The sequence below is a fragment of the Limosilactobacillus portuensis genome (assembly GCF_028607025.1).
In the GTDB taxonomy this organism is placed as follows: Bacteria; Bacillota; Bacilli; order Lactobacillales; family Lactobacillaceae; genus Limosilactobacillus; species Limosilactobacillus portuensis.
Map to the genome: position 1 here is coordinate 17,690 of NZ_CP117297.1, position 24,192 is coordinate 41,881.

Consider the following 24,192-nt stretch of genomic DNA (forward strand, 5'->3'; position numbering starts at 1 on the left):
GAAATAGGACTTTTAGTTTGGGTACTGTACCCTGTCAAGTTGACACATTAAATAATAAAAACTGGTTGGCCTTGCCGAAGCGGTATTCTGCTGCGGTAAGGTCATTTCTTTTGCCTGAAATAAAGGAATGCGTAAAGTAATCGATACCTTCTGTCACCAGCTGTTCTAAGTCTTCAAACGTTTGTGGTTGTGGTGAGTGTGCCAACCAGATAGATTTAAAATCAGCCCACCAGTGCTCTATCACCGCATTATCAGCTGGCGTTCCTGGGGCTGAGTAACTATGTTGGCTGTTATTACTAGCAAAGTAGTGGTTGAATGCTTTGGAAGTATATGCTGCTCCGCGATCAGTGTGGATTAGCGGTGCCAGACCTCCGGCTTTCTGCTTGGCCATTTGAAATACTTTAATAGCCCCAGTACTCGTTTCTGTAGGCGTAATAATCCAGCTAAGTGGGTATTGACCGTATAGATCCAGGACAACGTGTAGACGGACTTTGTACTTACGAATGTTGTAGGCAATTTCCGTCGTGTCCGTCACCCACACCTGATTTGCGGCAGCTTGTTCAAACTGGCGGTTCAGGGTATTCTGTGCTTCATAAGTTTCCTGCTCCTGCACACGTTTTCTCTTAGGCTGACGATAGTCCGCTTTAATACTGTGTTCCTTCGTAATGCGCATGACGCGCTTCTTGTTAACTGTGTATGATAATCTTTCCTGCTTTATCAAACGGGTCATCTTGTCATAACCAACGCAGTGTTTATGTTGTGCTTCTAACTGTTTAACGAGCTTTAGAATTTCTTGATCTTGAATATCATGAACCGTCGGTTCATGGGTAAGCCACTTGTAGTAAGCCTGCCGACTTACCCCGGCTGCTTTAACTAGATCAGATACCTTATACCCACTTTGGCTCATTTCCTGAATCGCTTGATATCGTCCGGCCGTTCCACCTCCCGATTGTGTATTTCGACCAATTTTTTTGCGAAGGCAATCTGTACCTCCCGTTCCTTCGCTTTAGCTTTCAGCTGCCTTACTTCTTGTCGTAATCTTTCCACTTCATTGGTTGGTGTTTTGCCTTTATGGCAACCCCGGTTATCCTGAAGGGATTCCCAATCGTGAGTTCTTTGGTACTTTCGTACCCATGAATAGACCCGTTGATAGCTGACATTAAATTTTTCTGCCGCGGCTTGATAGTTATACTCGTGATCAATTGTCCATTGAGTAATTTGGCCGTTTCTCCTCAAAAGTAACTTTTCGGCCCACTTTCCTAGCTCGCTTTCTTGTTGCATAAGCAACACTTAATTGTCCACTATTGTACCGGACAATCCATTGATGTAGTTGGGAAAGACTACGAATTTGATATCTATTGAGAATTGCTTGGCCTGACAGGGTACCTGAAAGGTAAGCTTTAACGGCTGATAGCTTGGTTTGAAGTGTGTACCTGTGATTGTGTTCAGGGCGAATCAATCCAGCCAAACCAGCCGTTAAAAATTATTTAATCCATCTGTTAAGGCTAGAGGTCCGCACCTGGTGATAACCCGCGTATACCCCGAGTGAGTAGTCTGAATCTTGGTAATTACTGAGTAACCTTAATTTTTCCGTCGTTGAATATGTTCTTATTCAAAACACCCCCTAGAGATGACACTTTTATTATTTAAAGTGTCAACCCTAAGGGGTATTGTACGGTTATAAAAGAGTATGGTTTTATTTTTAACTATACCTTCTATGTATCTTGGTGAGACTATCAGTTCCTCCTAGATATGAGCTAAGTATGTCAATTGCTTGGTCTACTTCGTTGGTACTAGGAACCTTTTTCTCTATAATCCGGTTGAATTTAATATTGATACTATTAATTTTTGGTATCAATTTTTTACCTTGAGATGTTAAACAAATTAGACTCACTCTTTTATCTTCTTTATTAACTTTTCTTTCTAATAATCCTCTTTTTATTAGTGACTGAACTAATCGACTAGGTGATTTCTTCTCACATATTAACAAATTTCCCAAGTCTTTTACAGACATTGCGCCATAGGCGTTAAGGATCGTTAGTACTTCGACCTGATTGGGGGTTAGACCTAAATCTTTAAGTAAATCATTGAAGATATGCAAAAATTCGCGCTCACAGCTTTTAATTAAAAATCTCAAAATTTCAATTTTTTTATCCATTTTTATATCACTCCGTAATAGCAATTAGTAATATTAATTGGATTATATTATAAAGTTCTAATTAATACTAGAAAAAACGTGACATGTAGTCTATTATAGTGAATACATGATATATCATGTATTTACTACAACGTATAAAATTATTTGAGAGGATGTTAATTAGATGATTGAATTTGAAAAAATTGATAAGGAATATCATGTTGGTGATCAAAGAGTTAAAGCTCTTCATAATGTAAGTTTCCATATTAAACCAGGTAATCTAACTATTATTTTAGGTCCCTCCGGTTCCGGGAAAAGTACTCTTTTGAACATTCTTGGTGGTATGGATCGGCCAACTCATGGCAAAGTTAGATTTGATAAAAGTTTAGTATCTGATCTAAATGATCACGAACTAACAAATTATCGTAGGGACAAAATCGGATTTGTCTTTCAATTCTACAATTTAATTCCTAGTTTAACCGCTTTAGAAAATGTTGCCATTGCCGCCCAATTGAGTGGTAATGGGCAACATGCTAAAGAGTATTTACAACAGGTCGGCCTAACTAAGCGATTAAATAATTTTCCTAATCAAATGTCGGGTGGTGAAATGCAACGAGTTTCAATCGCACGAGCACTATCTAAAAAGCCTAAATTACTTTTATGTGACGAGCCTACTGGTGCTTTAGATTCAAAGACAAGTATGAAAATTATGAAAATTCTCCAAGAGATCTCAAAGTCAACAGAAGCGGCTGTTGTAATGGTAACACATAATCCAAAATTTGAAGACTATGCTGACCGAGTTATCAGACTAAAAGATGGTCAGATTGAGGGAATTTATGATAATCAAAATCCAGCGGTTGTAGAGGAGGATTAATCATTGAAACTATTAAACCGAAAGCTTTTCCGTGATATTAAGCATAATTGGGCCCAATTCATGTCCGTCTTTTTAATGGCAATGCTCTCTATTATAGTGTTTGTTGGTTTGCAAGGTGCATGGCATGGATTACAAGTTAGCTTAAATAATTATCTAAATCAAAATCAATTACCAAACTATTGGATACAAAGCCAATATATTACTAATAATGATAAAAATAAATTACTGGCAACTCAGGGAATTAAAAAAGTTGCTACCGGAACTAGATTACAGGTTACACAAAATGACCATCATTTAATTATCGAATCTTATCAAAAACCAATAACTAGTTGGCATCAGATTAAGGGAGCTAAGTATAATAGTCAAAGTAGTAATGGTATCTGGCTTAATAAGGAATATGCAAAAGCTAATTCAATTAAAGTTGGTGATACGCTCCCAGTAACTTATAATAGCAATAAGGTTAACTTAAAAGTAAAGGGAATTATTCAAAGCCCTAACCATATCTATTTCACAGGAACACAAGATTTTATTGCTCCAAATTATTCCAATTATGGTTATGCGTATGTCTCGCCAAATACCCTTTATGGAAAGCTAGGTTATCAAGGACAGCAAAATATTGTAGAGATTACTGGCAAACACACAAACTTTAGGCAAGTAAGTGAAAAGATTTTTGGTAAGAGACTATTAACTTACTATAATCGACAAACTTTATCTGATATTTCAACGGCTACAGATCGAGTAATCGAAATTAGAAATCTATCATACCTTTTTTCATTTATCTTTGTTTTACTAGCAATTTTAGCCATGTATACAACTATTCAGCGACTAATTAAAAGTCAGATAGGTGAAATTGCGACATTCAAAGCACTAGGTTTTTCTAATATTCAGATTGAAAGTCATTATGCAAGTTTTGGACTTATTGTCGGTGTGCTCGGAACAATTGTTGGAATTATAGTAGCTCCATTAGTTTCTTGGTTTGTTCTAAATTCGCAAAGGAAAATGTTTTCGCTGCCAAGCTGGCAAATATCATATAATTTTTCTGCCCTGTTGGTAATGATTATTATAGTTTTAATCTGTGTATTCTCAGCTTACTTTGCAGCTAGAGGTGGCACTAAAGGGTTACCGGCTATTTATTTACATGGGACAACAGAGAATCAAGGAAGAGAGGTATGGCTTGAACATTGGCATGGATTATGGAAACACTTAACGTACACAAGTAGGTGGGGACTTAGAGATGTTTTTATTAATCGAACGCGAACATTGATGGGAATTGTTGGAGTAGCTGGTGGAATGATGCTTACAATTGCTGGTATTGGAATGCCACAATCAATGAACCATCTAATTAATAAAACATATAATAATAATTACTCGTATCATCAGCGCGTAAATGTCAATAATATTAATTCATTCAAGCAGTCACATCCACAAGCTAAACAATGGCTTCAAGTTAATCAAGCACATTTTAGTCCTGATGACGGTTATAACCGATCACTAATTATCGTTGACCGTGGACAATTTGTTAATGTCAAGACAACAGAGGGTAAGCATATTCAAGATGGTGGTTTATATGTTACTCACGGTTTTGCACAAAGAGCTAAGATTCATAAAGGTAATCACCTTAAAGTTAAGACGTTTGGAAGTGATAAACAGTATACTTTTAAAGTTAAGGGCATAGTTAATTCAGAGACCAATCAGGGTGCTTATATTACCGCTCATACCTGGCAAAAGGCTCACGGTTTTTATCAACCATCAATATTGCTAACTGATAAAAACTATCAACATAGTAAAGAAAATACCACTTCTATTGTTTCGATTAATGAACAAAAGAAGAATGCTCACAACTTTATTAATAGTTTAATGAGTATCTTTGCATTGATTATTTTCTTTGGAGCTTTGCTCATTATTATTGTCCTTTATAATCTTGGTTCATTAAGCTTTATTGAAAGAACAAGAGATTATGCTACTCTTCGTGTCCTCGGTATCCATAAAAAAGAATTACAGGAACTAACGTTAATTGAAAACCTCATTACGACTCTCATTGGTTGGGTTGTTGGTATTCCCGCGGGTATTTGGTTCTTAGGTCGATATGTAGATACTTTCTCGACAATTAATCTAGAGTACACCAGATATTATAACTGGCAAACAATCTTGCTTTCCTCGCTCTTTGTTTGGCTATGTTCACTATCAACAACACTCTTCATTAGCCGCAGGATTAAAAATATTGATATGGTACAGGCATTAAAAGGTGTGGAATGATTTTATATCTATATATTAGTAATTGATCTACAGTAATTCTCACTGTTATAGTTAAGTATAATCGTATTTAAGATAATTAAATTAATAGAGTCAGTGTAGACGATGAATAAGCGATCAAATAATACTAGTAAATGGATATTAGCGATAATCGGTGGAATAATTCTATTACCTATCGTGCTCACAGTGTTATTCACAATGTCTATTAGAATACATTCCTCTTACGTAGATTCGCTAATGTATAGATTTAAACAGGTTAGATATTATAATAAGAAATATCAGAGGAGGATTCAAAAGATATCTATAGAGAATGGTCTTAAAGGTAAAGTCAAGATAACAAATTACTATGCTGATCATACAGAAGCAGGTACTAATGTAGACATCCAGGTAACATATAGCAAGAAAATTAATAGTATAAGAAACTATTTCATTACCACATCCGTCTAAGATAGATGACAGATGTAGCTTTACCACTGCTAAGATGAAATTCACTGATATTAGTATACCATTTGGTATTGGACATCAATGCTAAAATGTCGTGATAAATTATATTTGGAAAAAGAAAGAACCGTTTAGAATTTCAAATGAAACTCTAAACGGTTCTTCTTCTTAGGAGGCTTATGTCATAAACCCTCTAATAAATTACCTATATTAGTCCACTAAAGGCCATCCAATCATGATCAGATAGTAAACCTGTTTATAACTACTAAACCTAAGCTTAATAGTAACATTACTATTCCAACGAACATCATACCTATTGATGATCTATCACCTGTTTGAGGTAATCTACTTGTTTTATCGTACGTTTTACCTTGAGTGAAATCTTTTGGTACTACCTTATTTCCATTATTAGGAACTTGAGGTTTCTTAGGCGTTGTCGGGTTATTAGGAACCTGGGGCTTCTTAGGTGTTGTCGGATTATGGGTATTAGTAATATTGTAACCATCGATAGTACTTGTGTACCCAGCAACTGCATCTTCCGTTACCGTGTAGGTAATCTTCTGACCATTAGCGTAAGCGGCTAAGTTGTCAAAACTGTATTGCCAGTTATCACTAGCACTAACCGTCTTACTTGCGACTTGCCGACCGTTAGCCAACAAGTTCACGGTGATTGAACTTGGGCGGATTCCATCTTGATTGTTGTTATCCTTCCAAGTCTTGGTTCCAGATACCTTGACGGTAGCAGGAGTGTGGCTGTTAGTTACGTTGTAACCATCAACAGTACTTGTGTACCCAGCAACTGCATTTTCCGTTACCGTGTAGGTAATCTTCTGACCATTAGCGTAAGCGGCTAAGTTGTCAAAACTGTATTGCCAGTTATCACTAGCACTAACCGTCTTACTTGCGACTTGCCGACCGTTAGCCAACAAGTTCACGGTGATTGAGCTTGGGCGGATTCCATCTTGATTGTTGTTATCCTTCCAAGTCTTCGTCCCTGAAACTGAGGTTTTCTCAATCTTATCGATAATTTTAATAACGGCCCCTTTTGAATCAAAATTTGTAGAAGTTACGATTACCGTATCTGCTAATTGATATCCCTTAGGTGCACTGACCTCTTTCAATTGGTAACTATCACGTAACAACCCATAGATAGTGCCCTGGCCTGAGGAATCTGTTGTGATAGTTCCTACAACTTCTCCAGTTGACTGTCGAATTACATCAAAGATAGCGTCATGTAATGGATTGCCAGATTCATCCACCTTTTTTATTGTTAAACTATAATTATATCCGTTTGCAGTACCATTTGCCTCTTGATAATATACTGTATTAGTAAACTCATTCATCTTATGGTCGTTATACGAATAACTTGATGAATTTTTAATTTGTTCTCCGTTAATCAACTTATGAGAAGGCTTTACCTTATAGGTGATAGAGAAACCCTGATTGATATTACCAAGATTCACAGAAAAAGATGAGCCATTGAATTCAGGGGTATATTTTTCAGTTACTTCTTTAGGGTTAGACAATGACCAATAGTTATTGGCGTCCTTAACCCAAGTTCCAGTTGCAATTTTTATGCTTGACTGTTCGTAATTAACTCCAGCAGAATTAAGAATATCCTTAATAATAACATTATTCCGTTTAGAATTAGTTGTGTTTATAGCAATATGGTATTTAAGTTCATTGTTATCATAATCCATCCATCCATATTTATAAAAATCAATATCACTATCACCTTTATTAACTTTATAGCTTATACCCGTGCTATCGATAGTAACTACATTCCCGTTTATTTTAATTGTTGCAGGGAGTATCGTGTCCTTTTTCACCTTTTCTGTGTCAGCCATTATTTGCATATTAATGTGGCCGGTAACATCATCATGTGTATTTACATAGTCCGTGTATGTTAAGACCAACGTCTTTTTTTCTTTATTAATAATTGCACTAGCAACCGTAGTCACCCCATCAGGAGCGTAGACATTAAATGATTGATCTCTAGTAAAATCCAACTCATTAGGAAGTGATATTGTCGTATAATCTCCGGATCTTACTGAATTAGGAACAGAAAAGTCAAAAGAGAATTCTGTAGTTCCTCCACCTGAGATCTCCTTAGTTGATGATCTCTGATTGGTAATTGTAATATCAACGCTAGTTCCTTTATTATATGCAGATGGGGAACTATTATTCTTAGAAATACTATTAACTGATGGACCCTGATTAGTATTAGCCCCACTATTAGAAGTCGAGTATTGACTATTACTTATATAATTACGGTCCTCCTGAACTGGCTGATTATTGTCAGTTGGTGCTCTCGGTTGTGCTTCTGTATTAGTAACTTGTTTCTGAGACGTCTGATCGTCCGAAGAACTAGTATTATCTGTGGTATTACTATTAACGGTACTTATCTGCGGTTCTTCCTGTTGATTAATAACAGTCCCGGACTCCGTACCGTTCTGGGTAATATTTGTCTTGCTATCAGCATATACGGTCATACCATTATTAGATGATATCCATATTGACCCTAATAACGAAAATAAGACTAGTCCCATCATAAATAAAAGTCGACGATGCCTAGATTTATTACTCATACTGTTGCCTCCTTCTTTGTTTTCTATGCGCAATACTAAAGATTATCACATACCCTTATATTATCATATTCTTATAGGAAATTTCACACTAACTTCACCAACCGTCAACAGTGATATCACTAGTATTAGCGTAGTTATCAAATATATGTTCCCGATGACATAACAAAGGCGCTGTATCGACAGTGAAAAAGCCGGCACAGCGCCTTTTGTTATATTCAAACTCTGGTCTCCCCTAAAGTTTCCCAATTTCATATTCATACATATTTTACAGGTCACGTTTGGGAGCCTTCCCTAAGGCCCTTACGAGTAAATACGATTCTACCCCCCTAAAACAAAAGTTTAAAGGAAACACTAAAGTAATAGCTCGACTGATTATACCATACTACATAAGGTGAACCCTCGGTCAATTATGAGCGATAAAGAAACGTTTGTCCAATAAAGTGAAAATTTGTTGAATATTTTTTAATAGCTTCTCACTACTTATGGATATAAAAAATGACACTAGCTAACAATCCCATTTTACCGGGGTTATGTATGAGCTGGTGTCAAAACTTAAAGTTATGAAGCAGAAATTGATTATGCTTTCCGTTTTAGAACGAACTGAATTAACAAAGATGCTACTAAGACATACAAAATTACATTGATTAAAAATGTCGCCTGAATAATCCCATTCCAATTTGAACCTAGATTAGAAATAATCATACCCATTATTGCGGTTCCAAATAAGCCACCAATTTGTTTATTTGCATTCAGTGTTGCCCCAGCGATACTTGAATATTGTTTGCCCGAAGCTTGCATTAATAATGTTGTACTTGATGGCACCACAACACCAATCCCAATACTCATAATTGCAAAATTAATAATAATAAGCCAAGCAGGCACTGGTTGAACTAAAAATGAGCTAATGAGCATTAATGCCGCTCCAAGTAGCGTCAATAATGTCGCATAAATGGCTAATTTTTTCGACCCAATTGTGTTGGCATATTTTGTATAAAATAAGTTCCCAATAATCAACACCGTCATACCCGGTAAAATCAATAAGCCAGCTAACATGGAAGAAAAGTGAAGTGCCATCTGATAGTAGAGGCCAAGTACTAAAACAATTCCGTATAGCGAAACGTTGGTTAAAAAGCCGACCAAGTTTGTTGCCGTGAACTCTGGGTTCACAAGCAGTTGCCTAGGAATAATCGGTGCAGAACTTCGACTAATTTTCAGAATAAACAATCCACCAAATATAAAGGTTGCAATTAAGAAAGTAAGAATTCGCCCACTATCATAACCAAACTGATTACCTTCTACTAAGAAGATAACCAAGCTAGAGATCGTCAAGACTAACAGTAAGTTGCTGATCACATCAATTTTACTATGATTAATGGGCTGATCATGGGCTACTGTCATCAAAATGTATGTAACCGTCACAATCCCAATGGGGACATTAATTAAGAATACACTTCGCCAGCCAAAGTACTGAATTAATGTTCCCCCAATAAAGGAACCCGTACCTGTCGCTACTGAAATAATCGTTGTCCAGATTCCGAGCATTTTTGGTAACTTTCCAGACGTTGAAAATGCCTGATATAAAATTGCCATTGAGGCAGGCATAAATAACGAAGCACCTAACCCTTGAATAAAGCGTAACAAAATCAGCAAATTAATATCTCCAGCGAATGAACATCCTAATGAAGCCAAAACAAATAGCGACATTCCAGTCACTAACATTCGGCGAGCACCAAATTTATTCGCCAAGTTCCCTGCTAATAGCAAAAAGGTTCCTAATGCTAACGTATAAGCATTGATAATCCAAATTGAATTGCTGATAGAAACCACTAAAAACTTCTTAATTTCCGGAACGGCCAAAACCACCCCGGTCGTATCTAAAACTGCCATTACAAACCCCAAGGATAGAATAACTAGCAAGGTGATTGATTTTCCCTTAGTTAATTGAGCTTCTTGTTTCATAGATCTATTGTCCTCCTAGCTTGGCAACCCATTTGGGATCAGATATTATCCCAGCAAATTGATTTATCACTCACAAATTCCACTTCCATCCTCAAATTTAAACATTCTATATTCTCTTTGGTAGAAAAACCCGCAAGAATAGGTTAAGATATGAAGGAGATATCTAATAGACCCGATTATTCAAAAAAGAAAGCATTCAGATCTATTAGAAACATTCTTTATCCCTAAATCGAATTTTATGGTTTTTAATATAAATGTATGTAAGGAGAATGTCAAGTGAAAATCTCATCAGGATTAGAGCAAAGTATCTATGTACTATTAATATTATCAAGAGTGCCGCAAGGGGAAACGTTAAGTTCCATTGTAATTAGTGAGCGACTAGATGTTTCACATTCTTACTTAAAGAAAATTGTTAAGTCACTTGTTCATGAAGGCTTAGTGAATTCAACCCCTGGGAAGAATGGAGGATTCTCTATTTCAAGGCCCTTAAATGAAATTAACTTATATCAGGTATTTACTGCGGTAGAAGGAAAAGGCAGCATCTTTAATAGTCAATACCTCATTAAAGATTTCATTGAAGGAACTGATAACGGAAATGAAAAAGAATGTGTCATCTCTCAGGTTATGGATACCGTTGAACAAAAGCTAAGAATATCATTACAGTCAGTTTTATTGTCTCAAATTCTAGCGAATATCAAAGATATTTACGATATTGATAAACTCGATCGTTGGATTAGTGATGTGGTTGCTGAACCGGCCAAATGAATATAAATCTTATCATCACTTGGCCGATCAAGATCCCAATTAGCCCCATAAGATTTTGGAAAACGGCAGCGCACGTTAGCTACCTTCCTTACTACATTTTATGGATGGGGGGGGTTACGCCTAATCTTCCTAGAGGATATTTGAATTTTTAATCGGTAACACTAATTTTGACATCTTGACGATCTCCCGCGTTATTTTTTGGTCACTGGGTCCTTGTAACCATTAATACAGATAAATCGATGATCGATAATACAGATAAATCCCAGTTGATTTATTTAAATCACTTTGTTAAATGTGGTACAACTAGAGATGTTCAGCTTCACTAAGGACCACTAATGGGACTTTTAAGGGGTTAAGTCCCCGGGCAACGGCTTCGCAACTAGCATAAGACTTGTTATCAATTAAGAAGATCACGCCATGGGGTTCATCATCAGTAAACAATTTCATCATTTCCGTTAGCTTTTACCTGTATTGTAGCACAGAAGGCAAACGTGTGTTCCCTAAAAGCTGCTAGGAAGCTGATTAAAAATAGTCGAAAATCAGTTATAGTCATGCTATAATGTAGACAGAAAAAGGAAGCCCCGCTAGAACAGGACTTCCCATGCAAGCCGCTTCAAAGGCGGTGGCGAAGTTAATAAGACAGCATTAAGCTACCCTGTAACTGGCCAAAGTTACGCAGGGTGGCTTTTTATTTGTGGTGCTTGTCGATATAGCTGAGTAGCGCGATTAAAAATGTGCCAAACAGCAACATCAACGAGAGTGTCTGGAAGACGCTCATTGACTGTGAAACCTTCCTGAAGATTATTCCATGTTCCCATGGGCCTCACCTCGCAAGGGAAAAGACAGCCACCGCCCTTAAAACTTCTTGCGAAGTTTATTATACAAAGAAACTCGCAACAACATCAAGCAGATCGAAGTACTAGATTTTGTTTAACGTAGTAACAAAACAAAGGAGAGGCTACCAATGTGTGTACCTAATTTATTGCAGTTTGTACCTAATGATTATATTGCAAATAATTATTTAAAAACTAATTTTTATTTAAAAGATGTTCTATGCTATAGAAAATTGGTCTCCTTCCATTCATGCTGATGTTCCATTAGTAAAAGTCTTAGTGTCATGCTTTTCTTATTGATTAGCATGGCTTTTCTTTTGCCTATTCTCAAAAAACCCGCTACCTTCCCAATGAGTGAAGTGCAACAAAAAAGTTAGACAAAATTGATTATTTAAGCTACCAAGGTATGATTTCGGTATTCAACCGGAGTCATACCTTTTGTTTTTAAGGAGATACGTTGGTAATTAAAGTAATGAATGTATTGAGCTGAGAGTGATTTTAATTCAGCTAAGTCTTTACATGGTGGGAAACCATCTAATAACTCTGTCTTAAACAGGTGAAAGAAACTCTCCATTGGTGCGTTATCATGACAATTTCCCTTACGGGACATACTTTGAATAAAGTGATTATCAGCTAACTTTTGGGTATAGTACCCCAGTTGATAGTGCCACCCCTGATCAGAATGAATAATTGGTTGAGCATTATCAGGCAGCTTTGTACATAGCTCGTTGAGAGTAGCGGTAATCAACTGTCGATCAGGATGTTGACTCAATTGGAAGGCTAAAACTTCCTTACTGGCTTCATCGATAATTGAGGAAATATAAGCCCAACTGTGATTAGCTAAGCGAACTTGAGAAACATCTGTGTGGAGGACTTGATAAGGAATGGTGGCCTGAAATTGTTGTTTTAGTAGATTATCCGCAACTGTGCCCACATTACCTTCATAAGATGAGTATTTACCACTACGGTGGCGATTATACAGTGCCACTTGAACATCTAATTTCGCCATCAACTTGTTCACCGTCATGTCCGCCAAATGAATGCCCATTGCCCGCAGTTTTTGGTTCACGCGACGATAACCGTAGGTCCATCGTCCGCGGACTTGCCCTTCTTTAGCCACGCTAAGAATCACTTGCTTAACACTCGCATATTTATCATGATGGTTAGCGATGCGCTTGCGCTCATCATGGTAAGTAGCCTTAGGAAGGTTGATTTTATGGAGAATGTCACCAATCTTATAGCGATATTTCTTCGGTAGCGATGCTTGATCTGCCCTGATCTGATCAACTATTTGCGTTTTCTCTTTGCCTTGGAGGGTCCGAACAGGGCCAACGATTTTTTTAAGATGTCACGTTCCAATTTTGTGTCATAGAGTTCTTGGCTTTTCTTGGCAAGTTCTTCTTTTAAACGTTCCACTTCAGTCTTATTAGTAAGACGACGAAGTCGTTTCTTAGTATGTTTCACCTTTGACGGCCTACCTTTCGGGTGAGGTTTCAAGGCTTCAATACCATCTCGCTTGAACTGTGACCGCCAAAGTGAAATTTGGCACGCTTGCACGTCAAATCGAGCCGCTACTTTAACCATCGATTCCTCATGAGTTTGGTAGTAGTCTATCACACTCAACTTAAAATCTGCGGTAAGGGTTCGTGGATGACGACGCCGTTTCAAGGCGTCTATCCCACTTAAGCGATATCTTTGAATCCATTTCCTGATCAGTCGGCTACTGATACTGTATTTGCGCCCCAAGGCTCGAGAACTTTGTGGAGTAGTCAGATATTCGTGGACAATTTTAGCTTTAAAGTCAGGTTTGTATTTAGTCATAAAAAGTGCCTCACAATCGTTAGAACTTTTGTCTAACAATTATGAGGCACTTCAGAGGTAACGGGCCTTTTGGTATAACACTGTTAGTAACTTCAGCCCTGTTACTAAAAGTGTTATATCACGTGAACCATATAATTTCCTATCCAAATAGTCCAGCTTTCTTCCAGCCACATTGTTTCAAATAATCTCGAATCGACTTTTTAATGATTGAAGTATCTAACTTAGATTCAACAATTCCAACTTTACCGCTCTTCTTGTCCTGTCCAATGCCAAAAGAAATACTTTTCTGATAAGTCTTTCCCTTAGAAAAGGAGATGTCTTTACTGAAAGATAGTTTACCGTTATGCATCCTAATACTTGATGTCTTACTAGAAGTGCTATCAACTTCCTTCCATTTCCCGTTATCTTTCAAAGTAACTGTAAAAGTAAACTCTTTGTCCTCATCGGAGATTCCACCCTCAGTGAAAAACCGGGCATCCATCCATTTCCATGTACCAATAATCGAATCTCCTTCAACAGTAACTTCCCAAGGATTGTTATCAGAATTTAGAACCTTTGGTGCATCGCTTAAAACTTTTTCTTTCTCAATCATAAGAAATCATCTCCTTCTTTTGATAATCATTATTAAACATAACTAATCTTATAATACCAAGACCAGTCATATCGCCAGTAGTAAACCTGATCATACTATAACCGTAGTATACAATATCAATGATTCTAGATATAGCAAGAAGCAAAAATTGATCGATTGTCCGGCCAATTTTATTAACTAGGGGCGATGTATCATGTAGAAATGATAAGCCGACGTCCATATGGAGCCATGATGATGGGATTTTCACCAGATTAAAGCCATATTGGCCAATCGACAAGACATCGACGGCTTTGGCACAATTCACCTTTAACAGCTCCTCGACTGACATGGCATACTTATAGGCAATCGTCCACCAAGTATCGCCGGGCGTCACCTGATAGTAATCATTTAACTTCAACTGTTCTTTGGTCGGTTTATCTAAGTCCGATCCCGTAATCCAATTAATGAACCATAAAATAGCTTCGATTGCTAAGTAAGCACAGAAAAGCCGCCGAAGTATTCTTAGAAACACCGCAAGCCTTAGCTTCGGGTGACGTGGCTAAAATGAGTCCACCATTAGTATTTTCAGCTTCACTAAGGACCACTAATGGGACTTTTAAGGGGTTAAGTCCCCGGGCAACGGTCTCGCAACTAGCATAAAAGGACTTGTTATCAATTAAGAAAAACATGCCATGCGGTTCACCATCAAGAAATATTTTCATCACTTCCGTTAGCTTTTACCTGGATTGTAGCACATAAAGCAAACATATGTTCCCTTAAGTTGCTAGGAAGCTGATTAAAAATAGTCGAAAATCAGTTATAGTCATGCTATAATGTAGACAGAAAAAGGAAGCCCCGCTGGAACAGGACTTCCCATGTAGAGCCGTTAAAGACGGTGGCAGATTTTAACGATATTTAATAACCGCTAGCTGACCAGAGCTAAGGCGGCTATTTTTTTTGCTGACTTTTGATCAGCTCAACAATTAATGCAATTAAGGCCACGATAAAAGTACCGAAAGCCAGCATTAATTGTAAAGCGTCCGCAACGGACACTTAGGCTACTCCTTTCATTAGGATTTATGGGCTTTAAAGGCTTAACACCATAAGCACCACCTCCGATCGGAAATAGCCACCGCCTTAACTTCTCTACAAAGAACTATTATACAGGGAAATCAAAAACTTGAAACGATCTTGTTATGGCTTTGCCAATCAAAATTTCTTCTTCCTAAGAATTGACTGTATATTTGTATAAAAAAAGTCCCCCACATTCCTGTGGAGGACTCAGATATTAATCAATACCAGTTGACTAATACCCAGAATATCGAAATATGGTTTTAAACAGAGCTAATTAATAATACGTCCCAAATTTGGGGTTCATATCACCTTTCATATTCAATTTTTACGCTTTTTAAGGTTCTTGAACTATCATGGTCCTTTTTTATGCCTAGAACTTGCTCATAGTCATCAAAGGAAACTAGAATCATAGGACCATCTTTATAAAATTCATCCCGTGTATCTTCACCAATACGTAGTTCTCGTTTGTTATTTACCGTAATGTCCATAGCATATGATCCACCACCGACAGCATTTGGTCTATCTAATTTGCCAACTTTTAACTCATTAACACCCGAATAATTTTGTACCAACCATAAGGCCGCCTTCTCTTGCGCTCATCTTTCTTCATTCGCCGCATTTGCCTGACTTTGTTTAACAGTTACGTACCTCACTGCAATACCTCCCACTAACAAGATCATGAGGATTGTGAAGATTAACCAGCCTTTCTTACGCTTATTCATTATCGTCCCACCTCATGATTAATTTGGCGCGTGTGATTTGCCATCCTACAAAGACATTTAATTCATCTTCCCCCACGATTGATTTGTGGTACTGTCCATCAGCCTTGATTAATTGTTGGTCCATGATCTGGGAACTAATGGCCCCGCCGGAATATTCTTCTTCAAGGCCTTGGTTAAATTATTAAACGCCCGTGTAAACTCAAGCTGGTTCGTCTGTCGTTCACGCTTTACTTTTTCAATGATCGGAATTGTTAGAAAGCTGATTAAAGATAGTCGAAAGTCAGTTATAGTCATGCTATAATGTAGACAGAAAAAGGAAGTCCCGCTGGAACAGGGCTTCCCACGCAAGCCGCTTCAAAGGCGGTTGCAGAAAGTTAACTAAACGATAATGTCGTCCCCGTAACTCGCCAAAGTTATGATCGGGGCGGCTTTTTTATTTGTCATCAATACTAAACAATAATTTGTACAAAGTGATTATTTCTTCTAGTTCTTCACGCGATACATGATCGACAATAGCTTCGTCAGCAACATGTCTTGCCCGCAAATCTAAAGCTATTGTTTGATCTAACAATACTTTTCCATATACTGTTTGACTACTAGTTAGTCGATGATACATTGGAAAATTCCGCTCGGTACTGCTAATTGGAGCCACAATCGTCATGTTACTTGTTTGGTAGACTAGATCATTGCTTAGAGCAATGGCTGGCCGCCTATTCATCTGTTCATGACCACGGCTTGGATTAAAGTTAACATAGAATATATCGCCCTGACTTACCATTGAAGTTCATTACCTTCTGACTTTCCCCAATCAAGCTCGTGATCACGTTTCCCGTCATCTTGCCAGTTCTTAAATAGTTCGTGAATATTAGTCGGATTCTTTTTTATTGGTGTTAAAACAATCGATCCATTTTCAATTGTTATTGTCATATCTTGGTTATCATCTAATTTCAATTGTCTAATAATCTGGCTAGGAATTCTAGCAGCTTTCGAGTTGCCCCACTTTGCCAGGCGTGTTTGTTCTTTAATAAGTTCCATAATTTTGCCTCCTAATTCGTTGTTCTGGTTTTAGTATATCCCACATAGATACGAAAATGCAAATGTTCTTACTGGAGGTCATTTATATGCAACCTGATAATCCGGCTAAAGTCGCCGAGTTCTTTGAGAACTTCTTTAAAGATAACCAAGAATTAAGGCATCTTTTCCATGTAGTCGTCGATGATGGTAACTATCAAGCTGAGTGGGCCGTTGCTGGGCGTAAACGTAGTGGAAAAATATTTGCATTTCATGGTTTTGACACCTACCAATTTGACCAGCAAAACAAAATAAGCTTCTTAAAAGTTAAACTTGAAAAATAGAAACAAAAAAGGCCAATAGGGTACACCCTATTGGTCTTTTTTATTTCTGTGCTATACTAGGAATTGCAAGTGTTCATTAGAACTGTCCAAAAGGAGAATTGAAAATGGCTAAAATCGGTTATGCGCGTGTGAGTTCCAAGGAGCAACATTTAGATCGACAGTTAGCGGCTTTAAAAGACGTTGATAAATTATTTACGGATAAATTAAGTGGGGCTAACACTAATCGGCCAGAACTGCAAAAAATGCTGGCCTATATTCGTGAGGGTGATATTGTCCTGGTCACTGAATTAGATCGCTTAGGCAGAAACAACCAGGATTTAACTAAGATTATGAACACCATTCAAAATAAAGGCGCCACCTTAGATGTGTTAAATTTACCGTCCATGACAGGGATTGCTGATCCTAACTTGCGTCAACTGATGACTAACCTCATCATTGAACTGTATAAGTATCAGGCGGAAAGCGAACGTAAGCGGATCATCGAACGTCAGCAACAAGGGATTGCCTTAGCTAAGCAGCAGGGTAAATATCATGGGCGCAAACCCCAATACACCCAAGACGATCCCCGCTTGCAACATGCTTTTAAGCTTTACCAGGCAGGCATGAGTGACATTGATGTGGCTCGAAATACTGGGATTAAACGGACGACCTTTATCAGATATCGCAAAAAGCTTAATATAAAAAGATGAGACTTATATGTCAGGTAAATTAAAAACCGTTTTTTATGAGCAGCAAAATTATTTTGAAAAAATGATGGGAATTAAGTTAGAGTGATATCATTTATTAATCAGAATGCAAACAACTGTGCTCAACATAGTTCTGGAAGTGTTTGTTGTTCCATTCTTCGATTGCATGCTTAGTAGCTTTCGATTCATCGTACACGTTTTTATTTTCAAGATTGTATTTGAAAATAAAATGTTACCTTTTACCCTAGAAAGGTAACACCAAAAGAAAAATTCCCAATGTATTTAGCAAAGGGAATTTTTTGTAATTAATTCGTGGTTTTTTTGATAATCATTTGAAAGTGAATTATCGAATTGTGGCCCCTAATACGTTTTTAAAATGATTCATCGCCCATTCGGCACCAGCTGGTGAGAACGTGGCCACGGCTGCTTGTGGAATCACAATGTGGTAATCCAGGTTGTAGGCACTGATTGCGGTGTGGAGGACACAAATATCAGTGCAGACACCAGCAATCCAGACTTCATCAATCCGCCGTTCCCGCAGGTAGTTATCCAAATTGGTGTTTTGGAAGGAGGAGTAACGGTTCTTATTGAATTTGTAGACATGGGAGTCGTCATGATGTTGATCAAACCAGCTGCCGACTTGGCCGTATAGTTTCTGACCGGTCGTCCCAATAATATTATGGGCCGGATATAGTTTGGTTTCTGGATTGAATGGGTCATTAAGCCGGTGACCATCAGTAGGAAAGATCACATAATCATGCTGGCTTAAGAATTGATCGGCTAACCGCATAATTTCTGGGGCCAACGTCTGCGCTGGCTTGCCAACCGTTAGTGATCCCTTATCAGCCACAAAGTCGTTTGTATAGTCAATAATTAAGAGCGCTTTAGCCATCTTAATGTTCCTCCGTAAATTGAGCTTTAGTAATTAACTGTTCTTGCAATTCAGCCAATGTAGCTGTTAAGTAAACTGGGTACCGATCGGGGTTAACTAACCGTTTTGTGGCTTCTGGTAATTCTGCCACTTGATCCATTGAGAATTGCTGAATCTTAAAGAGATCATTTTCGATTGAGGAAGCATTGGAACCCAGATATTCTTGCATCAATGGCTTAGCATTAAAGCTAGTCAGAACTTGGCTGGCGTGCGTGGCTGCCGAATTAGCATTAACCACTTTCAATGGAGCCGTGATGTGCTCATCAGCCAGGGCAATCACATCGGCGATCGCTTGGTGAAGGTTATCTTGCCGATAAATCCGGTAAACTTGCTTATTACCAGGCAGGGTGATCTTTTCTCTGCTATCACTAACCTTAATTTTTGGGATCAATTGATCATTAATCTTTTCCTCGGCGAGCTTATAAACGCCACTTAATACCGGACTGGAGGAACTGGTAATTAAACGTTCCCCAATCCCAAAGTTATCAATTGGAGCTCCTTCATCCAATAACGACTTAACTACATGCGCATCAAGGGCATTTGAAGCTGTAATCTTCGCCTTGGGGAAGCCAGCATCATCGAGCATCTTCCGGGCTTTGATGGCTAATTGAGAAATGTCACCGGAATCGATCCGGATCCCGACTGGTTGGTGCCCTTGAGCGCTAACTTGCTTGAAGACCCGAATCGCGTTCGGCACTCCTGACTTCAAGACATCATAAGTATCAACGAGCAAGGAAACTTTGTCAGGATAAACCTTGGCCCAAGCTTGAAAGGCACTTAATTCATCAGAGAAGCTTTCGACCCAGGCATGTGCCATTGTGCCGGCCGCGGGAATATTAAATTGACTGGCTGCTTGTAAGTTCGACGTGCTGGTACAACCGCCGATCACCGCGGCTCGCGCCCCATACGTGGCGGCATCAGGGCCTTGCGCCCGCCGCGCGCCAAATTCCATAATTGGTCGGCCTTGAGCGGCATGGTTGATTTGCCAAGACTTCGTCGCAATTAATGATTGATGGTTAATGATGTTTAGAATAAAGGTTTCTAACAGCTGGGCTTCAATCAACGGTCCACTAATTGAAATAATTGGTTCCCGTGGGAAAACAGGGGTTCCTTCTGGTAAAGCCTTAATCGAGCAGTGATTTTTAATCTCGCTCAGGTAATCCAAAAACTCGGGAGTAAATTCATTCAGGGAGGTCAGGTATTCAATATTCTCCTTAGTGAAATGCCAATTTTGAACTTGTTCTACCACTTGCTGGAGACCAGCGACAATGACAAAACTACCGTTGTCGGGAACCCGGCGATAAAAGACGTCGAAGCGAGCTTGTCGATCATGGGGTAGGGTAGCGTAGTACCCATTGGCCATGGAAAATTCATATAAGTCGGTTAATAGTTGTAGATTCATCTTAAACGCTTCCTTTTAAGTAAAAATTACTTTAATTTGGCTAAAAATAAAAGTATGGTTGACTTTTATTTACGTCTAGTATAAATACTTTGCAGCAAAATGCAAATGATGCCCTTTAGTTAAGTTGGTAGAGCTTTGGTGGCCGCCCAGAATGGTTCAAAGTGGCGGCCCCGACTTCTTTGAAGAGGTGGTTATGAGTTTTCTTAAAGTTGGAATTATCAATCTTGTCAATTGTCGTACCTAAGAAAGCCGCAAAGACTTCGCGCGCTTGGCGCAGGGTAAAGGTATTACCTAAGATCCGAAGAATTTGGGGTTGATAGTCCAGCTTGTTTTTAATCCGATTAATGGCGGTGGTAATGATTTGAATATGATCAAAGACCTGGTGACCGGCGGGGCTTAGGATAATCTCCTGTTGGTCATGGGTGATCACATAGTTGCCCTGATCTTTATCAAGCACGAACCATTGGGCATCTGTGGCCCCATACCCTGGATGCAATTTTGGGGTTGATGGTAAATAGGTCATATAGGCGAGTGCTAGTGCCCGAGTTCCCGTAACCCGCTTGGGATCTGTAAAGGTGGCCAGTTGTTCGGTTGAATTCATCGGAACTTGCAGGCCAATTTTATCGTCAATTAGACGAATGCAGGCCGCGTCGGCACTCTCTTTACTCCGCAAGAAGGTTTCGGGGAGGGCCCAATGTCCCTTTAGAGGTTCATCCGCCCGCTTAATCAGTAGTAATTGTGGTCGGTGTAATTCAGTATTAAAACTCCAAATGACGTTGGTGATGGTCACCAATGGCCGGGCAATAATTTCACTATCCAATTGACGCTCCTCCCTTCATAATTATTAACTCAACTCTATTTTAGCATTTCTCGGCCACTAGTAATTGCCCAGTTGCTTTAAATCATGTTTGACGAGGATTGCTAAATTTTGAATGGTGATCGACGTCGGCTGGGCTAACCATAAGCAAAAAGTATTCCAGAAAATACCGACGGCAATGCGGGTCATATATTCAACTTTGGTATCGTTAGTGACATCGACGTGTCAAGCAACACTGGGGTGGCGGAGATGGAAACGCCGAAAGAAAACCGGCATCGTTTGGTTAGCATTATCCAAGATCTTATAGCTTAAACCAGCTTTAACTAACAAAGCCAATTTAGCTGAGTGAGCTGGCCAGTAAGTAAAGAAGTCATCGATGACTTCTTTATAGGTTTGGGGGTTAACTTGCAAGATCCAATCAGTGTATTTCTTTAGTAAGGAAATAACATACTGATTAATCACATCGTCTTTGCTTTTGAAATTCCGGTAAAAAGTCCGCCGGGAAATATGGGCTTGGTTACTAATATCGATCACGAAAATTTCTTGGTACGGTTTGACGGTTAATAATTTTTTACAGGCTCAAACCAAAGAATTATCAGCTTTTATTGAGCTACTTAAACAGCAGTTAGAGGTTAAGGACGAACAGATTGCAACGACTAATAGGATTGCCGATCAAGCACAACAATTAGATTTAACTACACACAAACAATCACAACCATCATTACCTCAACAAACCGAATCTGAACACCCGCACAATAAAAAGTATGGATTGTTATGGTGAATAACACATTAATCAACAAATTTGATCAGCTGATTACTTATACGAACAGGCGGAGTGTCTGAAAAGATACTCTTTTTTATACTGGTTTTTAAGTTAGGATCCATTTTATAAATAACCCCTCAAGAATCCTGAAAAATATGAAGTGCCTCATAATTGTTAGACAAAAGTTCTAACGATTGTGAGGCACTTTTTATGACTAAATACAAACCTGACTTTAAAGCTAAAATTGTCCACGAATATCTGACTACTCCACAAAGTTCTCGAGCCTTGGGGCGCAAATACAGTATCAGTAGCCGACTGATCAGGAAATGGATTCAAAGATATCGCTTAAGTGGGATAGACGCCTTGAAACGGCGTCGTCATCCACGAACCCTTACCGCAGATTTTAAGTTGAGTGTGATAGACTACTACCAAACTCATGAGGAATCGATGGTTAAAGTAGCGGCTCGATTTGACGTGCAAGCGTGCCAAATTTCACTTTGGCGGTCACAGTTCAAGCGAGATGGTATTGAAGCCTTGAAACCTCACCCGAAAGGTAGGCCGTCAAAGGTGAAACATACTAAGAAACGACTTCGTCGTCTTACTAATAAGACTGAAGTGGAACGTTTAAAAGAAGAACTTGCCAAGAAAAGCCAAGAACTCTATGACACAAAATTGGAACGTGACATCTTAAAAAAATCGTTGGCCCTGTTCGGACCCTCCAAGGCAAAGAGAAAACGCAAATAGTTGATCAGATCAGGGCAGATCAAGCATCGCTACCGAAGAAATATCGCTATAAGATTGGTGACATTCTCCATAAAATCAACCTTCCTAAGGCTACTTACCATGATGAGCGCAAGCGCATCGCTAACCATCATGATAAATATGCGAGTGTTAAGCAAGTGATTCTTAGCGTGGCTAAAGAAGGGCAAGTCCGCGGACGATGGACCTACGGTTATCGTCGCGTGAACCAAAAACTGCGGGCAATGGGCATTCATTTGGCGGACATGACGGTGAACAAGTTGATGGCGAAATTAGATGTTCAAGTGGCACTGTATAATCGCCACCGTAGTGGTAAATACTCATCTTATGAAGGTAATGTGGGCACAGTTGCGGATAATCTACTAAAACAACAATTTCAGGCCACCATTCCTTATCAAGTCCTCCACACAGATGTTTCTCAAGTTCGCTTAGCTAATCACAGTTGGGCTTATATTTCCTCAATTATCGATGAAGCCAGTAAGGAAGTTTTAGCCTTCCAATTGAGTCAACATCCTGATCGACAGTTGATTACCGCTACTCTCAACGAGCTATGTACAAAGCTGCCTGATAATGCTCAACCAATTATTCATTCTGATCAGGGGTGGCACTATCAACTGGGGTACTATACCCAAAAGTTAGCTGATAATCACTTTATTCAAAGTATGTCCCGTAAGGGAAATTGTCATGATAACGCACCAATGGAGAGTTTCTTTCACCTGTTTAAGACAGAGTTATTAGATGGTTTCCCACCATGTAAAGACTTAGCTGAATTAAAATCACTCTCAGCTCAATACATTCATTACTTTAATTACCAACGTATCTCCTTAAAAACAAAAGGTATGACTCCGGTTGAATACCGAAATCATACCTTGGTAGCTTAAATAATCAATTTTGTCTAACTTTTTTGTTGCACTTCAATAAACCCTAATGTCTAGTTAGGGGTTATTATTTTAATATATGTGATTATTCACCTTGATTTTGCGGGTTAAAAGTCACTGACAAGATGTAATTAGCCAGTTGATGGTTGGCAATATCTTGAACCTTAAACAGTGTCCACACCCGTTCATCAGGTTGGGTATCTTGTAAGTACTGTCGAATGGCCGCCAAGTACGGTTTAATTCGTTGAATATCCAAAAATAGGATCCCCGTATTCAACAAACATCGCCGCTCAGCGTCATCAAGCTGCATACCGGCTTGTAATTGTAAGTCTTCGTCCGTTTCCGTAATGATTTCCCGATTATTTTTGAGCATAGTAATAGCCTGCAAGATTTATTTTTTGTCACAAATCCTGTTCGGCGCTCGTGAGCGCCTTTAGTAAAAACCATCCTTAACTCAAGAGACTTCTGCTGCCATGATATAATTAAAGGGCTGTCACATTCTCACTTAGAATCCACTTTCTAATGTTGGGAGGTGAGAACCAATGAATTTTCTGATAACCTAT

Annotated in this window: 26 protein-coding genes and 3 pseudogenes; 8 read left to right on the forward strand and 21 right to left on the reverse strand. The window is 38.7% G+C overall.

Features of this window, described 5'->3' with window-relative positions:
- Positions 1-34: 34 nt before the first annotated feature.
- From PRK60_RS09775 to PRK60_RS09785, 3 genes and pseudogenes are all read right to left on the reverse strand, one after another.
- Positions 35-907, reverse strand: coding sequence for an IS3 family transposase (locus PRK60_RS09775; RefSeq protein ID WP_273646488.1), 873 nt, complete (start codon positions 905-907; stop codon positions 35-37).
- Positions 904-1,468: pseudogene (locus tag PRK60_RS09780) on the reverse strand (transposase). The gene PRK60_RS09775 and the pseudogene PRK60_RS09780 overlap by 4 nt, the downstream one beginning before the upstream one ends.
- Before the next feature lie 234 nt (positions 1,469-1,702).
- Complete coding sequence (locus PRK60_RS09785) at positions 1,703-2,158, reverse strand: MarR family winged helix-turn-helix transcriptional regulator (protein WP_065169810.1); 456 nt, start codon at positions 2,156-2,158, stop codon at positions 1,703-1,705.
- Between the two features lie 163 nt (positions 2,159-2,321).
- On the opposite strand from PRK60_RS09785, the gene PRK60_RS09790 reads away from it, so the two are divergent.
- Both PRK60_RS09790 and PRK60_RS09795 read left to right on the forward strand, forming a co-directional pair.
- Positions 2,322-3,011: an ABC transporter ATP-binding protein gene (locus PRK60_RS09790; protein WP_065169809.1), complete on the forward strand. Its 690-nt coding sequence runs from the start codon at positions 2,322-2,324 to the stop codon at positions 3,009-3,011.
- A 3-nt stretch (positions 3,012-3,014) separates the two neighbouring features.
- The gene (locus tag PRK60_RS09795; protein ID WP_273646489.1) at positions 3,015-5,267 is read left to right on the forward strand and encodes an ABC transporter permease; all 2,253 of its coding nucleotides are present in this window, start codon (positions 3,015-3,017) and stop codon (positions 5,265-5,267) included.
- 677 nt (positions 5,268-5,944) lie between these two features.
- Here the strand turns inward: PRK60_RS09795 and PRK60_RS09800 are convergent.
- Positions 5,945-8,293, reverse strand: a complete 2,349-nt coding sequence (locus tag PRK60_RS09800) for a Cna B-type domain-containing protein (protein WP_273646490.1) — start codon at positions 8,291-8,293, stop codon at positions 5,945-5,947.
- A 576-nt stretch (positions 8,294-8,869) separates the two neighbouring features.
- Positions 8,870-10,252 carry an MFS transporter gene (locus PRK60_RS09805; RefSeq protein ID WP_273646491.1) on the reverse strand — a complete coding sequence of 461 codons (1,383 nt, stop codon included), beginning with the start codon at positions 10,250-10,252 and terminating at the stop codon, positions 8,870-8,872.
- A 276-nt stretch (positions 10,253-10,528) separates the two neighbouring features.
- Between PRK60_RS09805 and PRK60_RS09810 the strand changes: the two genes are divergently transcribed.
- Positions 10,529-11,017 (forward strand): Rrf2 family transcriptional regulator, encoded by a 489-nt coding sequence (locus PRK60_RS09810; protein ID WP_195235839.1) that lies wholly within the window; start codon positions 10,529-10,531, stop codon positions 11,015-11,017.
- A 309-nt stretch (positions 11,018-11,326) separates the two neighbouring features.
- Here the strand turns inward: PRK60_RS09810 and PRK60_RS09815 are convergent.
- The 11 genes and pseudogenes from PRK60_RS09815 to PRK60_RS09865 form a co-directional block, all read right to left on the reverse strand.
- Positions 11,327-11,464, reverse strand: a pseudogene (locus PRK60_RS09815) (UV-resistance); the annotation flags it as partial.
- 241 nt (positions 11,465-11,705) lie between these two features.
- A complete protein-coding gene (locus tag PRK60_RS09820; protein ID WP_021353390.1) occupies positions 11,706-11,795 on the reverse strand; it encodes a putative holin-like toxin in 90 nt (29 codons plus the stop codon).
- A gap of 446 nt (positions 11,796-12,241) precedes the next feature.
- Positions 12,242-13,186: an IS3 family transposase gene (locus tag PRK60_RS09825; RefSeq protein WP_144356498.1), complete on the reverse strand. Its 945-nt coding sequence runs from the start codon at positions 13,184-13,186 to the stop codon at positions 12,242-12,244.
- Positions 13,138-13,671: a helix-turn-helix domain-containing protein gene (locus tag PRK60_RS09830; RefSeq protein ID WP_102169382.1), complete on the reverse strand. Its 534-nt coding sequence runs from the start codon at positions 13,669-13,671 to the stop codon at positions 13,138-13,140. The genes PRK60_RS09825 and PRK60_RS09830 overlap by 49 nt, the downstream gene beginning before the upstream one ends.
- 139 nt (positions 13,672-13,810) lie before the next feature.
- Complete coding sequence (locus PRK60_RS09835) at positions 13,811-14,263, reverse strand: hypothetical protein (protein ID WP_054193997.1); 453 nt, start codon at positions 14,261-14,263, stop codon at positions 13,811-13,813.
- The gene (locus PRK60_RS09840) at positions 14,256-14,774 is read right to left on the reverse strand and encodes a LysM peptidoglycan-binding domain-containing protein (RefSeq protein ID WP_273646450.1); all 519 of its coding nucleotides are present in this window, start codon (positions 14,772-14,774) and stop codon (positions 14,256-14,258) included. Before PRK60_RS09840 ends, PRK60_RS09835 begins: the two co-directional genes overlap by 8 nt.
- Positions 14,775-14,781: 7 nt before the next feature.
- A pseudogene (locus tag PRK60_RS09845) lies at positions 14,782-14,964 on the reverse strand (hypothetical protein); the annotation flags it as partial.
- Between the two features lie 226 nt (positions 14,965-15,190).
- Entirely contained in the window at positions 15,191-15,295 is a 105-nt protein-coding gene (locus PRK60_RS10090; protein ID WP_016378676.1) for a putative holin-like toxin, read from the reverse strand.
- Between the two features lie 326 nt (positions 15,296-15,621).
- Positions 15,622-15,888 carry a hypothetical protein gene (locus PRK60_RS09855; protein ID WP_273646451.1) on the reverse strand — a complete coding sequence of 89 codons (267 nt, stop codon included), beginning with the start codon at positions 15,886-15,888 and terminating at the stop codon, positions 15,622-15,624.
- 583 nt (positions 15,889-16,471) lie between these two features.
- Positions 16,472-16,816 carry a type II toxin-antitoxin system PemK/MazF family toxin gene (locus PRK60_RS09860; RefSeq protein ID WP_273646452.1) on the reverse strand — a complete coding sequence of 115 codons (345 nt, stop codon included), beginning with the start codon at positions 16,814-16,816 and terminating at the stop codon, positions 16,472-16,474.
- Positions 16,810-17,073 (reverse strand): AbrB/MazE/SpoVT family DNA-binding domain-containing protein, encoded by a 264-nt coding sequence (locus PRK60_RS09865; RefSeq protein WP_273646453.1) that lies wholly within the window; start codon positions 17,071-17,073, stop codon positions 16,810-16,812. Before PRK60_RS09865 ends, PRK60_RS09860 begins: the two co-directional genes overlap by 7 nt.
- Before the next feature lie 86 nt (positions 17,074-17,159).
- Here PRK60_RS09865 and PRK60_RS09870 point away from each other — a divergent pair, with 86 nt between their 5' ends.
- Both PRK60_RS09870 and PRK60_RS09875 read left to right on the forward strand, forming a co-directional pair.
- On the forward strand, positions 17,160-17,393 hold the full coding sequence (locus PRK60_RS09870) for a nuclear transport factor 2-like protein (RefSeq protein ID WP_023192324.1): 234 nt from the start codon (positions 17,160-17,162) through the stop codon (positions 17,391-17,393).
- A 104-nt stretch (positions 17,394-17,497) separates the two neighbouring features.
- Entirely contained in the window at positions 17,498-18,082 is a 585-nt protein-coding gene (locus PRK60_RS09875) for a recombinase family protein (protein ID WP_273646454.1), read from the forward strand.
- A 340-nt stretch (positions 18,083-18,422) separates the two neighbouring features.
- Here PRK60_RS09875 and PRK60_RS09880 read toward each other — a convergent pair whose 3' ends face one another.
- From PRK60_RS09880 to PRK60_RS09895, 4 genes are all read right to left on the reverse strand, one after another.
- Positions 18,423-18,971: a cysteine hydrolase family protein gene (locus PRK60_RS09880; protein ID WP_003712348.1), complete on the reverse strand. Its 549-nt coding sequence runs from the start codon at positions 18,969-18,971 to the stop codon at positions 18,423-18,425.
- A gap of 1 nt (position 18,972) precedes the next feature.
- Positions 18,973-20,412, reverse strand: coding sequence for a nicotinate phosphoribosyltransferase (locus tag PRK60_RS09885; protein WP_273646455.1), 1,440 nt, complete (start codon positions 20,410-20,412; stop codon positions 18,973-18,975).
- Between the two features lie 115 nt (positions 20,413-20,527).
- A complete protein-coding gene (locus tag PRK60_RS09890; protein ID WP_273646456.1) occupies positions 20,528-21,232 on the reverse strand; it encodes an NUDIX hydrolase in 705 nt (234 codons plus the stop codon).
- Positions 21,233-21,454: 222 nt separating this feature from the next.
- Entirely contained in the window at positions 21,455-21,763 is a 309-nt protein-coding gene (locus tag PRK60_RS09895) for a TetR/AcrR family transcriptional regulator (protein WP_060463328.1), read from the reverse strand.
- Between the two features lie 19 nt (positions 21,764-21,782).
- Between PRK60_RS09895 and PRK60_RS09900 the strand changes: the two genes are divergently transcribed.
- The 3 genes from PRK60_RS09900 (at position 21,783) to PRK60_RS09910 (ending at position 23,632) form a co-directional block, all read left to right on the forward strand.
- Entirely contained in the window at positions 21,783-22,010 is a 228-nt protein-coding gene (locus PRK60_RS09900; protein ID WP_273646457.1) for a DUF536 domain-containing protein, read from the forward strand.
- Positions 22,011-22,202: 192 nt separating this feature from the next.
- Positions 22,203-22,736 (forward strand): helix-turn-helix domain-containing protein, encoded by a 534-nt coding sequence (locus tag PRK60_RS09905; protein WP_102169382.1) that lies wholly within the window; start codon positions 22,203-22,205, stop codon positions 22,734-22,736.
- A gap of 8 nt (positions 22,737-22,744) precedes the next feature.
- Entirely contained in the window at positions 22,745-23,632 is an 888-nt protein-coding gene (locus tag PRK60_RS09910) for an IS3 family transposase (protein ID WP_260846181.1), read from the forward strand.
- Positions 23,633-23,714: 82 nt separating this feature from the next.
- On the opposite strand, the gene PRK60_RS09915 is transcribed toward PRK60_RS09910, so the two are convergent.
- The gene (locus tag PRK60_RS09915; RefSeq protein WP_273646458.1) at positions 23,715-24,002 is read right to left on the reverse strand and encodes a hypothetical protein; all 288 of its coding nucleotides are present in this window, start codon (positions 24,000-24,002) and stop codon (positions 23,715-23,717) included.
- Positions 24,003-24,192 lie beyond the last annotated feature (190 nt).